The sequence below is a fragment of the Kocuria turfanensis genome, assembly GCF_001580365.1.
GTDB lineage: Bacteria > Actinomycetota > Actinomycetes > Actinomycetales > Micrococcaceae > Kocuria > Kocuria turfanensis.
This window is the reverse complement of the sequence record NZ_CP014480.1, coordinates 1,598,146-1,611,651: the sequence shown is the minus strand read 5'-3', so window position 1 is coordinate 1,611,651 and position 13,506 is coordinate 1,598,146. Positions and strand designations below refer to the sequence as shown.

The following is a 13,506-nucleotide window of genomic DNA, read 5'->3' as shown; positions in this document are numbered from 1 at the left end:
CGACGCACCGGCGAGAAGCAGTCCTGCGACAGGCCACGGCGGGACCGGCACGGCAGCCGCTGCCGCACCGGGGGCGGACGTCCCGGTCCCGCGGCTCCCTGTGACCGCCCGCCCGCGTCCACCCGTCCGCGTCCGCCCGTCCATGTCCGTCCACCCAGCAGGAGGTATGCGCATGACCACCGACATCACCGGCAAGAAGATCGCGTTCATCGCCACGAACGGCGTCGAGGAGCCCGAGCTCACCGAGCCCTGGAAGGCCGTGCAGGAGGCCGGCGGCACTCCCGTGCTGCTGTCCCCGGAGCAGGGCAGCATCACCGCCATGCAGGGCGACTGGGACCGCGCCGGCAGCTACGACGTCGACGCCACGCTGGCCGACGCCACGGCCGATGACTTCGACGCCCTGGTCCTGCCCGGCGGCACCCTCAACGCCGACAACGTGCGCGTCGACCAGGACGCCCTGCGCCTGGTCAAGGAGTTCGACGCCGCGGGCAAGCCGATCGCGGCCATCTGCCACGCCCCCTGGATCCTCATCGAGGCGGGGCTCGCCCAGGGCCGGCGGCTCACGTCCTACAACTCCCTGGCCACGGACCTCAAGAACGCCGGCGCGGACTGGGTCGACGAGGAGGTCGTCGTCGACGGCCGGCTCGTGACCTCCCGCAACCCCGGTGACCTCGAGGCGTTCAACCGGGAGGCCCTGAAGCTGTTCGCGGGCTGACGGCACCGCACACGCGACAGACCCCCGTCCGGCATCCCGGGCGGGGGTCTGCGCGTGCGGAGGCCGGGCGCGGCGGCCCGGCGGCTCAGCGGCGGCCGTCCGGCCGGACCTCGTCCTCCCGCACCTCGTCCTCCTCGTAGACGTCGGGGATGCCGTCGTGGTCGGCGTCGACCGACTCCAGCCGCTCGATCTCGCGGTAGCGCCTGTTGCGCGCCCGCAGCAGCACCGAGGCCAGCGTGGCCGCCAGCACGGACGCGGTGAGGATCGCCACCTTGGCCTGGTCGCCGGGCAGGCTGCCCGGGACGAAGCTCAGCTCCGCGATCAGCAGGGAGACGGTGAAGCCGATGCCGGCCAGGAGGGCGACGCCCACGAGGTCGATCCACTGGAAGGCGGGGTCGAGCCGGGCGCGCGTGAGCTTGGTGACCAGCCACGTGGCGCCCACGATGCCGATCGGCTTGCCCAGCACCAGGCCGCCCACGATGCCCAGCGTCACCGGCGCGGAGAGCGCGGAGGTCAGGCCCTCCCAGCCGCCCACGGCCACGCCGGCGGAGAAGAAGGCGAACACCGGCACGGCGAACCCGGCGGAGAGCGGGCGGAAGCGGTGCTCGAAGACCTCGGCCAGGCCAGGCCCGGCCGAGGGACCGCCGCTGGCCCGGCTGCGGATCACCGGCACGGCGAAGCCCAGCAGGACGCCGGCCACGGTGGCGTGGATGCCTGCCTCGTGCACGAGCGCCCAGACGACGACGCCGAGGGGCAGCAGGATCAGCCAGGCGGCCGGGGCCTTGAGACCGAAGAACCGCCGGTACTTCTGCGCCAGGAACAGGTACAGCGCGAACGGGATCAGGGCCAGCAGCAGCGGCTGGACCGAGACGCCCTCCGAGTAGAAGACGGCGATGATGGTGATGGCCAGCAGATCGTCGACCACCGCGAGCGTCAGCAGGAACAGCCGCAGCGCGGTGGGCAGGTGCGAGCCGATGATGGCCAGCACCGCCACGGCGAAGGCGATGTCGGTGGCGGTGGGAATGGCCCAGCCGCCGGAGGTCTCGGGGTCGGAGAGGTTGATCGCGGCGTAGATCGCGGCCGGCACCACGACACCGCCGATCGCCGCCGTGATCGGCACGACGGACTTGCGGAACTCGCGCAGGTCACCGGCCACGAACTCGCGCTTGAGCTCCAGGCCCACCAGGAAGAAGAAGATCGCCAGCAGGCCGTCGGCCGCCCACGTGCCGAGGCTGAGCTTCAGGTGCCAGGGCTCGTAGCCGACCTCGAGGTCGCGCAGGGCGAAGTAGCTGTCCGCGAACGGGGAGTTCGCCCAGACGATCGCGACGAGGGCGGCCGCCACGAGGAGCAGACCGCCGACGGTCTCCTTGCGCAGGATCTCCCCGACGCGCAGTGCCTCCCGGTAGCTGCCCCGGCGCAGCGTGTCGTTGCCGTGGTTCTGCGCGCGGTGCTCGGGGTGGTCCTCGGGGCGGACCGTGGGATCGTGACTGGACATGGTGGCTCCTTCGTCTGGGCTCGCTGAATGTGCTCATGCCGACCAGACTTCCCGGCTCACCAGGTGCTCAGTCTACGGAACTCGGTGGCGTGCGCCACCCGGGGCCGGCGGCCGGCCCCTCGGACCCGGCCGCGGAGGCGTCCGCGCGACCGGGCGGGGGCCACGTTCCCGACCGTCTCCCCGCGCCCGGCACCGGCGGGCCGCGGGCGAGCGCGCCCGAGTCAGCCGATCAGGTCCCGGCGCCGGAAGCCCGCGGCGGCGGCCGCCACGAGTGCGAGCCCGGCCGTGGTCAGCCCCAGCAGGGGAGCGGCCGCCCAGTCCTCGGAGGGCAGCAGCGGCGTCAGCTGCACCGGGGAGAGGTTCATCGCCCACTCGGGCAGGTCCAGGAGCATGCCGAACCAGGCCACGAACACCACGTACGCGACCACGGCCCAGCTCAGCCCGGCGACCCGGGGCGCGACCCCCACCAGGGCGGCCGTGAGCCCGCCCACGGCCAGGACCGCCGGGGCGTAGGCGAGCGCACCGAGGGCCAGGTCGCCGGTCCAGGAGGTCTCGCCGGTGGTCGCGGTGACCCCCGCACCCAGTGCGACCCCCGAGAGCAGCAGCGCCAGGAGCGCCTGCACCCCGACGACGGCCAGCCAGCCCAGCCACCAGCGCAGCCGCGGCACCCCGGCGGCGAGGACCAGCCCGGTGCGCCCGGCCTCCTCCTCGCCGCGCAGCCGGAGCACGGCCGAGACGACGAACGCGACCACGCCCAGTGCCAGGTAGGACAGCATCGCCGCGGCGAAGGACTCGGTGAGGGCGTCGAGGTCCACCACGAGCATGTCGGTGATCGCCGGGATGTCCGCGATGCTGTCCTCCAGGGAGTCGGCCAGGGTGCCGAAGGCCAGGCCGAACAGCACCAGCCCGGCCGCCCAGCCGAGGAACGCGCCGCGGAGCAGGCGGTGGGCCAGCCCCGTCACCGAGAGCAGGGAGCCGCGGGCCGCCGCGGGACCGGGCCGGGCCGCCCGCAGGCCGGCACCCAGGTCCCGGTGCTGGGCGAGCACGACGGCCGCCGCGAGCAGGACCAGGGTCAGCGCCGCGGACAGCGCCAGCGGCCACCAGCGCAGGTCCACGTACATCCGGGTCTGCTGCGCCCAGGCGAGCGGGGAGAACCAGGACAGCCAGGAGCCGGTCGGCTCGATCACGTCCCCGGTCCCGCGCACCAGGAAGGCGGCCCCGAGCACGGCCAGGGCCGTGCCGGACGCCGCCCGGGCGTGCTCCGTCAGCTGGGCGGTCACGGCGGCCACCGCGCCGAAGACCAGGCCGGTCAGCGCCGTCGCCAGCCCCCAGGCCACGGCGTCGGGGCCGCCGAGCCCCGCGGCGGTCAGCGCCAGCACGACCGCGGCGCCGACCGCCGCGTCCGCCACGGCGACCGCCCCGAGGGCGGCCGCGGGCGGGGCGAACCGGCCCACGGGCAGGGCGCGGACGGTCTCCAGGCGCCCGGACTCCTCCTCCGCGCGCACGTGCCGGCTCGCGAGCAGGATGCTCATCACGGCGGTCGCCACGAGCACCGACAGGCTCAGCTCGTTGACCGTCATGGCGCCCAGCGTGTAGTCGTCGGCGCCGAAGGCCGGGCCGGTCATCATGATCGCCGCGGGGCTCTCCAGCAGCGCCGCTCTGGCCTGACGGGCCTGGTCGTCCGGGAAGGTCGTCTCCAGCGTGAGCACGGTCCCCCAGACGGTCCCGGCCAGAGCCAGCACCCACACGAGGGTCCGCACCCGGTCCAGCCGCAGGTTCAGTCGGAGCAGCCGGCCGGTGGCCGCCCACGGCTCGGCGGTCCTCATCGCGGCGCCCCCGCCCCGTGCTCGTCGAGCCGGTCCCCGTAGTGCCGCAGGAACAGCTCCTCCAGAGAGGGCGGGGCCACGGTGAGGTTCTGCACGCCCAGGTCGGCCAGTGCCCGGAGGGCCTCGCCGACCCGCGCGTCGTCGACGTCGAAGGACAGCCGGCCGTCCTCGTGCACGAGGTGGTGCACCCCGGCCACCGCCGCCAGCCCGGCGGGGTCCGCGGCCGTGGTCGCGGTGACGGAGGAGCGGGTCAGATGGCGCAGCCGGGCCAGCGTCCCGCTCTGCACGTCCCGGCCCGCCCGGATGATCGTCACGGTGTCGCAGAGCTTCTCCACCTCGGCCAGGATGTGGCTGGAGAGCAGCACCGTGCTGCCCTGCTCGCTGAGCCGGCGGACCTCGTCCGTGAACACGGCCTCCATCAGCGGGTCCAGCCCGGAGGTCGGCTCGTCCAGGACGTAGAGCTCCGCCTCGGCGCTCAGGGCCGCCACGAGCGCCACCTTCTGCCGGTTGCCCTTGGAGTAGCTGCGGGCCCTCTTCGTGGGGTCGAGCTCGAAGCGCTCGATCAGCTCGTCGCGGCGGCGCCGGCGTCGACGGCCGCCGCGGATGCCGGTGAGCAGGTCGATGATCTCGCCGCCGGTGAGGCTCGGCCACAGGCTCGTGTCCCCGGGGACGTAGGCGGTGCGGCGGTGGATCTGCACGGCGTCGGCCCAGGCGTCCTGGCCCAGCACCCGCGCCGTCCCGGCGTCCGCCCGGAGCAGCCCCAGCAGCACCCGGATCGCGGTGGACTTGCCGGAGCCGTTGGGTCCCAGGAAGCCGGCGACCTGCCCCGCGTCCACGGTCAGGTCGAAGCCGTCCAGGGCCGTGGTGCTGCCGAAGGTCTTGACGAGCCCGCGGGCCTCGATGACCGGGGTGTCCATGGGGTCTCCTGACGGATTCGGTGCCGGCGACGGGCTCGCTCCCACGCTAGGCACGGGCCGGGCGGCGGACAAGGGGCGTGCCGCCCGGGCCGCCGGCTGTCACAAACGTCCCGGGAGGCGGTGAGGCTAACGCGCTGGTCAGGACGCGTGCGAACCTGTCAGCAGATCCGCTCGAGGAAGGGGAACCCCGTGCTGGAGATCCGAGGCGCCGCCCAGAACCGGGCCACGGCCGAGCCCCGTCGATCCACCGAGCCGGTGGCCCGGGAACGGTCCGCCGTCGCGGTGCCGGTGGCGCTGGTCGTGCTCGGCGCGGCGCTCGTCCTGGCCGCCTCGCTCGGCGGGCCGACGTGGTCCGGGGTCCTGCGGGACGCCGGCGTCGTGCTGCTCACCGTGGGCGGGGTGGGTCTGCTGCTCGTCGCCGCGCCGGCGCGCCGGTCCACCGCCGTGCCCGCCGAGGCACCGGCCCGTCCGGCTGCCGAGCCGGCCGTGCCCCGCGGCGACCAGCTGGGCCTCGTGGGGGTCCGCGAGGAGCTCGACGTCGTCGACGTGCTCCGGAGCGTGCGCCCCGGCCAGGAGCTGTGGTGGATGGACACCTTCCCGCTGACCCTGGCCGGTGATCTCGACGCCATCCACCGTGCGCTCCGCGCCGGGGTCCGGGTGCGGCTGCTGGTCCTGGACCCCCGGTCGCCGGCGCTCGCGGCCCGGCTGCGGGAGATCCGCCACCACTACGGGCTCTCGCCGATGGACCTGCGCCGCAGCTTCGACACCCTGGTCCACCAGCTCCGGGCGCTGGGGGAGACCGACCCCGTGGTCGCCGAGCGACTGGCGGTGCGGGTCCACGACGGCCTGCCGGGGGCGCCGCTGTTCCTGGTCCTCGGGGAGTCCGCCCCGGCGGAGGGCCCCGCGGCGGAGGCCGGCGCGGCCCCGGAGCAGGTCCCGGCCAGGCCGGAGGTCGTGCGGGCCTTCACCAGCTACTACCTCCTCGACGCGAGCCAGGACATGCCCTACCTGGAGTGGCGGGAGGGGCCCTTCGCGGAGCGGCTGCACGACTACGCCCGGCACCACTGGACCGAGGGGCACATGGTCTTCCCGCTCGAGCCCGGCGACCGCTCGGCCTCGGCGTTCAACGTCCGGACCGAGCACGTGCCGCGCAACGGCCGCAGCGCCGACGGCTCCTGACGCCTCCCGCGCACGCCCGACGGGACCGTCCCCGGAACGCCGCGGCCTGTGGCGACAGGACCGTAAGTCTGCTGAGATGGCGGCATGGACGTTTCGGACTTCAAGACCCTCTTCGGGGACAGCATCCGCACCTGGCTCGACTGGGACGCGCTCGACGACGACAACGCGCGGGTCGAGGACCTGGTGCTCTCGTCCCGGGAGGACATCGGCACGCTCTACACGGTGTGGCACGTGGACCCCGAGGGCAACCCCGGCGAGTGGTCGCACCCCCAGCACCGGCCGCTGACCATCGCGCAGGCGGCCGGGACCAGCTGGCCGGAGGACCGGCAGGCGAAGCTCGACGGGATCCGCGAGGAGCTCGCGGACAACGACGAGCCCGTGGTGCTGACCCTGCCCGTCTACCGGGCGGACGACAACCTCGTGGTCCTGGACTCGAACCACCGCATCGTGGGGGCCTACCGCGCCGAGGCGGAGCTGCGGGTGCTGCTGGTGGTGCTCGCCGGACCGGCCTCCTCCCTGATCCTGCCGGGTCTGGCCCAGGTGGAGAACGACCGGGCCGACCGGATCTGAGGCGGTGTCCGCGGCGGGAAGCGTCTATCCCGCCGCGGACACGGCGAGCACCTCGTCCTGCCGCACGAGCCTGCCGTCCCGTTCCAGCAGGTCGAGCACCTGCTGGTAGCGCTCGCGGATCTCGCGGCCGGTCCGGTTGAAGCCGAAGACGTCGTTGAGGAACTGCATCACGTCGGGCGCCGGGGACGGGCCTTCGGAGCCCAGCACGTCGAGCACCGCGTTGCCGATCTCCTGCGGGGCGATCTCGGTGACGCGCCGCTTCTCCCCATCGGCCGGGGTGCGGCGGTAGCCCGTGTACTCCTCCGGGGCCGTGTCCTCGGGCCAGTAGAAGGTGCCGAGGACGCTCCTGCTCCGCCGCGCCGTCGGCAGGCAGCCCAGGATGGCCTCCTGCCGCTGGGCCTGGACCCGCTGCAGGCCGAACCGGTTGGCGAGCAGGCGCGCCAGGCGCTGGGCCTCGACCGGTCCCTCGGCCGCGACGATCTCCTCGAGGTGGCCTCGGACCAGTCGCTTGTTGCCCGGAGCGGTGAGGGCGTCGAGCACGGCCCGTTCGCCGGCGACGCGGTGCGGAGCAGGCTGGTAGAGGTCGTCCGTCGGTCCTGTGCCCGTGGACGGGCCCGGGTTGACGGGGTCGAGGTCGTCACCCCGGTCGTCACCTCGGTCGTCGATGACAGCGGCGGCGTCGGCCGGGCCGACAGGTGCCTGCGGACGTACCGTGGTCGTTCCCCCGTGGCCGGCGACGAGGACGTGCTCCTCGTCGGGTCCCGGCGCGGTGGGCGGTGCGCCGACGGGAACGAGCTCCTGGTCGCGCTCGAGCTCGGGGTCGGCGGAGGAGCCCGACCCGGTCGACGGAGCCGCGGTGTCCAGCCCGTCGACGACGCCGTCCTCCACGGGGGGCTCTTCCGACGCCTTGGTCGCTCGTTGCGCGGTGTCCGAGATCTCCTGCACCACGGTGCCCCGGGAGCGGATCCAGGCGGGCAGCCACACCCGTTCGAGATATCGCCATCCCATGGCGCCGGTCAGCACCTGGGTCGGGAGGGCGTCCCGGTCGGAGACGATCGACCGCCGGGCCCAGGCGGGCCCGTCGAGCAGGATGCCGACCCACGCGTGCTCCGGGGACGTCCGGGCGGCCAGGTCGACGCGGAAGTTCGACATGCCGATGTCCTCCGCCACCTCCAGCCCGGCGGAGCGCAGCGCGGCGGCGACGTCCTGCCGGTGCAGGTCCCAGGACTCGCCCGTGGGCACGTGGGCGTCGTCGTGCCCCTGTTCGCGCGCGAACACCAGGTACTCCCGCAGGTGCCGCAGGCCCTCGGACGAGGTGCGGGCCAGGTCGATGTCCTCGGGGCCGAAGGAACTGAAGATCGTGATGGCCCGGCGGGCGCGAGTGATCGCCACGTTGAGCCGCCGTTGTCCGCCGGCGGTGGTGAGCGGACCGAAGTTCAGGCGGAGCGTCCCGCTCTCCCGGTTCCGCGAGAAGGCCAGGGAGAAGAGGATGACGTCGCGCTCGTCGCCCTGCACGTTCTCGAGGTTCTTCACGAAGAGCGGGTCCTCGGCACGCACCAGCGCGGCCTGCACGGCGCGCACCGTGGACTGCTCGAGCTTGTCGAGGACGAGGTCCCGCTGCTGGGTGTTGAAGGTGACCACGCCGATCGACGCCTCCGGGTCCTCGCGCAGCAGCCCGATGACCTCGTCCACGATCCGTTGCGCCTCGACCTCGTTGGTGCGGGTCCCGCCGGCGCCGCCGTCGAACTCGCCGTCCACGCGCTCCCAGCGGACGCCGAGACCCGGGCGGGGCTCGGGCGGGGCGGGGAAGCTGGAGAGCTCTCCGCGGTAGTACCGGCGGTTGGAGAAGGCGATGAGGGACTCGTCCTGGCTGCGGTAGTGCCAGGTGAGGCCGAGGCTCTGCACGTTGGAGTCGACGGCCTCGGTGAGGATGGAGTCCTGGTCCGCGACGGTCAGCCCGTCCTCCTCGGCGCCGTCCAGCTCGTCCTCGCCGGCGGCGGCGGCGAACATCGAGCTGGGCGGCATCTGCTGGGAGTCACCCACCACGACGACCGCCTTCGACCGGCCCATGGCCCCGATGGCGTCGGCCACCCGGATCTGGGAGGCCTCGTCGAAGACCACGACGTCGAAGTCCACCGATCCGACGGGCAGGTACTTGGAGACCGAGTGCGGGCTCATGAGCAGGCACGGGGTCAGGTCCAGGAGGACGGAGCCGGTCTTCTCCATGATCTCCCGGATGGATCCGCCGCGCTTCTGGTGGATGAGCCGGTTGAACTCCACCTGCTGCTTCGTCAGCTTCTCCCGGTTGATGCCGGTCGCGGCGAGCACCTGGGCCGGCAGGTCCGCCCGCATCCTCCGGCGCACCTGCGCGGAGAGCTCGAGGTAGCTCTCCACCTGGCGGTCGCGCACCGCGGCGTCGAAGGAGGTCAGGTTCGCCTCCTCGAGCGTGTCCGCCCGCACCTCGTACGCCACCGCGCGCTGGAGCCGCTCGGCCAGGCCGCTGACCGGGACCGTGCCGGCCCGCAGATCCCCGGCGAGCCGACCGAAGCCCGCATCCTCGATCTCCCGGAGCTGGGCGTCCACCGCGCGGTAGCTGCGCAGTCGTCGGTCGCGCTGCCGGTCCACCTGGTCCTGCCAGACGGCCGCCGTCTCGGCGAGCCGGTCGGGGACGGGGCTGTCCTCCTGCCACCGTCGCACGGAGGCGTCCGTGGCGCCCAGGAAGTCGAGCGCCGCCGTCCAGGCCTCGACGAAGGAGGCAGTGCCCGGCGCCAGCTCGGTCCGGGAGGAGCCTCGTCCCGCGGTGGGTCCGGCCGCCCCGGTGAACAGGGCGCCCAGGGCCCCGTCCTGGCCCGGGAACGCGGCGAGGACCGGTTCCAGGGCCTCGGCGAAGGCCAGGACCGAGCCGGGGACCGTGAGCGGGTCCGGGTCGGTCAGGGACCAGCGGAGCCCGGAGGGCAGCAGCGCCCGCACGCGTGCGCCCAGGTCCTGCTCGGCCCACTGGACGGCGTGGAGGGCGTCGAGGAATCCCGAAGGATCGTGGAGGGCGCTCGTGTCGGCCGACACCACGAGGGGCCGCAGGCCGTCGACCACGGACTGCACGGCCTTCTTCTTCCCGAAGAGCTTGCCCTGGGCCTCGGCCAGGGCCTGGCGGTGGGGGGTGAGGTCAGCGGCGAAGGCGGCCGGGTGCAGTGACTGCAGGAGCGGTCCGTGCTGGTCGAGCACCTGCCGGATGTCGTCGAGGGCCTGTCGCATCTCCTGGTGCCACGTCACGGTGATGATCTCGCGGTAGTGCGCGGGCGGCATGGCGCGGCCCTGGTCGAGGAACGGCAGCCAGGCGGCCAGCGTCCGCCAGCGCGCGACGTCGTCGGTCGTGCGCAGCAGCGCGGTCACGCGCTCGTCGAGGCCGTCGAGTGCGGCGAGGAGCGTCCGGACCGGCTGCAGGACCGGGCCACCGGGCTCTTCGGCCGAGGGTGCCTCCGGGCCCGCCAGCGACCACTCGTCGTCGTCGGGGGCGTGGCCGAGGTCCGGCAGCAGCTGTTCCAGGGCGCTCGCGGTGCGGAACACCGTCTCGGCGCGCTCCGGCTCGGCCACGAGCGTGCCGGGGACGACGATGCCGTCCTCCGCGGCGGGTTCCGCCGACGAGCCGGTGAGGGCCAGGACGTTCTGGTGGGCCTCCCAGACGCTGCGACCGCGCGTCGGGCGGTGGAGGGCGTGCGGGTAGCGGGCGAGGTCCGCGACAGCGGCGGCGTGCTGGTCCCGGAGGACGCCGAACGCCGACGCAGGACGGCGGACCCGGGCGTCCCACGAGTCCACGAGCTGACTCCGGACGCTCTTGATGCTCTGCTGCCTCCCGTGCAGCTCGAGGGTCAGGGGACCGAGGCCGACCTTCTCGAGCCGCTCCCGCACGACCTGCAGCGCGGCCTGCTTCTCCGCGACGAACAGCACCTTGCGCCCGGCGGCGAGGCTGTCCGCGATCATGTTGGTGATCGTCTGGGACTTGCCGGTGCCGGGAGGGCCCTCGAGCACGAAGGTTCGTCCGGCCGTGGCCCAGGTGACCGCTCTCAGCTGTGAGCCGTCGGTGGGGACGGGCAGATACCGGCGCGACTCGTCCAGCTCGTCGGTCTCCGGGGCCTCGACCGGGTCGTCGAACGGTGCCGTGGGGGTCCGCACCAGGTGCCCGACCAGGGGGTTCTCCAGGAAGGACTCCCAGTTCTCCGACAGATCCCGCCACATCTCGAGCGTCGAGAACTGCAGCATCGCCAGCCGGACGTCCGGCTCCACGGTGAACGGCAGACCGCTCAGGGCCAGGGACCGCCGGAGCTCCTCGAAGACCTGGGCGACATCCATGCCGTTCTCGTCGGCCGGAGGTTCGGACAGCACGGGGATCTCCAGCCCGTAGTCCTGCTTGAGCTTCTCGACGAGGCAGTAGTTGGGCCGGGCCTCGGCGCCGTCCTCGACCTGAACGTGGAACGTCTGGTTCTTCCGGCCGGTGAGCGTGACGGGCAGCAGGAACAGCGGGGCGAGGCCCTCCTTGCCCGCCCGGTCCTTCCAGGACAGGGCGCCGATGGTCACGAAGAGGTTGTTCGCACCGGTCTCCTCGATCACGACCTTGGCCTTGCGCCGCAGACCGTCCAGGGTCCGCTCGTGCCGGGCGACCGTGTGGTCGGTGTGCACCGCCCGTTCGGTGCGCAGCACCTCCTGGAGGACCTCCTCCGGCAACTGGGCGGCGGAGTGCCGGCCCTGGGCGACGTGGATCTCGGACAGGTCGTCCGCGGGACGAAGCCGCAGTCTCTCGCCGCTGGCGAGCTGGTCCTCGAAGTCGGGGAGCGCCCGTTCGGGGACGCTGAGGGACACGGAGCCGGTCCTCTTCAGCTTCAGCAGCGGGTTGCGCAGGCTCAGGTCCAGCAGCGCGGAGCGCCACCGGGCCACCCTGGCCGGGTGGGCGGTGCGATCCACGGCCGCGCCGGTCGCGCCGGCCGCCCGGCGCCCGGAGCCGTGCCCCGGCAGGGGAGCCTCGGGCGTCTTCTCGACCTCGACGACGACGGTGCCGCCCTCGACCCGCACCCGCGGCAGCGGCCGGATGCGGCGGTGGGCCGCCGCGACGTCGAGCACGTGCAGCACCTCCCCGTCGGGACCCCAGTGCCGGGCGGTCGCCTGGCGGGCGTCGTCGAAACCGATGTCCTGGCCGGCCACCAGCGCCGTGGTCTCCACGGGCAGCAGCAGGCCGCCGCGGACGAAGTTCTGGAGGACACCGCGGTCGGCGAGCGCGAGCTCCGGCAGCTGCGCCTCGGCCGTGAGGAACCCGGCGAAAGCATGTCCGGGAACGCGCACGACGACCGGGTGCAGACCCGCCTGCTCCAGCGCAGCGGCGTAGGCGACCGTGAGGTCCAGGCACGTGCCCCACCGCTCGGAGAGCACCTGCTCCACGGGCCGGACCTTCTGCCCGGTGGCCTCGAAGGAGGCCGGGGGCTCGATGTAGCGGATCTCGAAGGCGGCCAGGGCGTCGTAGAGGGCCCGGCCGATCTCCACCGCACGTTCGGGGCCGCTCTGGTACCCGTCCAGGGACGGGCTGCCGGTGCGCTCTGCGAGCAGGTCGGAGGCCCCGTCGAGGATCTGCCGGACCGCCGGCGCGTTGGGTGTGATGAACGCCGCGAGCAGCTCCGGGATCGAGCGGGCGTACCACTCGTCCCGCGCCAGCAGCCGCACGCTCGTGGTCCCGGTGGCCACCTCGCCGTCCACGGTCGCGTTGATGCGCAGCGAGACCGTGCGGGCTTCGTCGAGAGCCGCGAAGGCCGTGTGGCTCAGGGGCCAGGCGAGGTCCGCGCCGTCGAGCAGGACCTCGTCGGCCGGAGCGACCAGCAGACGGTCGAAGCGGCGCGGAGTGCCCATCGACGCCTCGGCGTCGGCGTCGTCGAGCACGAGGACCAGCTGCTCGAGCGCGTGCGGCACCGCCGGGTCGCTGTTGCGGACGCGGATCTCCAGCAGCGGGCTGACCCCGTTGTTGACCAGCGCGTAGTTCACCGCCTCCCGGAACAGGACCGTGACGGTGAGCGGGCCGGCGGCCACGGTCGCCGCGCGGGTGCCCGGCGGCAGGTCGTCCCGGTCCGCGGGGACCCCCTCGTGCGCGGCCCCCGACTCGTCCACGGGCTCCGGGACGTTCACGGCAGGAGGCCACGGTGCCCGGGGGCCCGGGGCTTCGGCCGCCTCCTCGGGCTCGTCGGCGGCCTCGACGGCTGCCGGCCGTGCCGGTGCCCCCGACTCGGCCAGGCCGAGGCTCTCCAGCAGCAGGCGCATGGTGTCGACGGCCCGCTCGGCGTCCGCCGCCGTGAGAGTCAGCGGCTCGTGGGCGCACACGTTCAGGCAGTGCGTCAGCTCCCGGGCGTAGCTGCTGTGCAGCGGGGTGACCTGGTGGTCGAACTGCCGCCACTCCTGGATCAGCAGGCGAAGCAGGAAGCGCGGGTCGTGCAGGCTGTACCTGCGAGCCGGCCGGCCGTTGAGCCTGTCCTCCCGCTGTGCCTGCGCCACCCATGACTGGGGGTCGCCCGGCTCGGGGGCGTGGCTCCCGACCCAGGGGCCGAGGGTGCGGGCCATGGCCAGAGCGGCGCGCTGGATCGCTTCGGACGGAAGGGTTTCGGGCACGGTCCGGCTCCTCGGGGGCGTGTGCAAAAGCAGATCGTTGCAAGTGTATGAGGGGCGGTCGATGCCGTCCCGGCCTCTGCCGTTGGGCCTGTGGGCGAGTCGGCCCACAGCCGCCGGTGAAGCCGTCGGCGGAGCGTAATCAAAACCGTGCCGGGGAACGCGCCC

At 73.9% G+C, this 13,506-nt stretch carries 7 protein-coding genes; 3 read left to right on the top strand and 4 right to left on the bottom strand.

Going from position 1 to position 13,506, the window contains the following annotated elements:
• Positions 1-172: 172 nt before the first annotated feature.
• Positions 173-715 (top strand): type 1 glutamine amidotransferase domain-containing protein, encoded by a 543-nt coding sequence (locus AYX06_RS07385; RefSeq protein WP_062735220.1) that lies wholly within the window; start codon positions 173-175, stop codon positions 713-715.
• Between the two features lie 85 nt (positions 716-800).
• On the opposite strand, the gene nhaA is transcribed toward AYX06_RS07385, so the two are convergent.
• The 3 genes from nhaA to AYX06_RS07370 form a co-directional block, all read right to left on the bottom strand.
• Positions 801-2,210, bottom strand: a complete 1,410-nt coding sequence (gene nhaA, locus AYX06_RS07380) for a Na+/H+ antiporter NhaA (RefSeq protein WP_084271501.1) — start codon at positions 2,208-2,210, stop codon at positions 801-803.
• Positions 2,211-2,431: 221 nt separating this feature from the next.
• Positions 2,432-4,036 (bottom strand): ABC transporter permease, encoded by a 1,605-nt coding sequence (locus AYX06_RS20725; RefSeq protein WP_062735219.1) that lies wholly within the window; start codon positions 4,034-4,036, stop codon positions 2,432-2,434.
• A complete protein-coding gene (locus tag AYX06_RS07370) occupies positions 4,033-4,953 on the bottom strand; it encodes an ABC transporter ATP-binding protein (RefSeq protein WP_062735218.1) in 921 nt (306 codons plus the stop codon). The genes AYX06_RS20725 and AYX06_RS07370 overlap by 4 nt, the downstream gene beginning before the upstream one ends.
• A gap of 189 nt (positions 4,954-5,142) precedes the next feature.
• Here AYX06_RS07370 and AYX06_RS07365 point away from each other — a divergent pair, with 189 nt between their 5' ends.
• Complete coding sequence (locus AYX06_RS07365) at positions 5,143-6,132, top strand: hypothetical protein (protein ID WP_062735217.1); 990 nt, start codon at positions 5,143-5,145, stop codon at positions 6,130-6,132.
• Positions 6,133-6,216: 84 nt separating this feature from the next.
• Entirely contained in the window at positions 6,217-6,702 is a 486-nt protein-coding gene (locus AYX06_RS07360; protein WP_062735216.1) for a hypothetical protein, read from the top strand.
• Positions 6,703-6,726: 24 nt separating this feature from the next.
• Here the strand turns inward: AYX06_RS07360 and AYX06_RS07355 are convergent, their stop codons facing one another.
• Positions 6,727-13,341, bottom strand: a complete 6,615-nt coding sequence (locus tag AYX06_RS07355; RefSeq protein ID WP_062735215.1) for a DUF3320 domain-containing protein — start codon at positions 13,339-13,341, stop codon at positions 6,727-6,729.
• Between the last annotated feature and the right edge of the window lie 165 nt (positions 13,342-13,506).

Coding starts and splice junctions, on each gene's coding strand:
- AYX06_RS07385 (WP_062735220.1), top strand. CDS start 173: ATGACCACCGACATCACCGGCAAGAAGATCGCGTTCATCGCCACGAAC.
- nhaA (WP_084271501.1), bottom strand. CDS start 2,210: ATGTCCAGTCACGATCCCACGGTCCGCCCCGAGGACCACCCCGAGCAC.
- AYX06_RS20725 (WP_062735219.1), bottom strand. CDS start 4,036: ATGAGGACCGCCGAGCCGTGGGCGGCCACCGGCCGGCTGCTCCGACTG.
- AYX06_RS07370 (WP_062735218.1), bottom strand. CDS start 4,953: ATGGACACCCCGGTCATCGAGGCCCGCGGGCTCGTCAAGACCTTCGGC.
- AYX06_RS07360 (WP_062735216.1), top strand. CDS start 6,217: ATGGACGTTTCGGACTTCAAGACCCTCTTCGGGGACAGCATCCGCACC.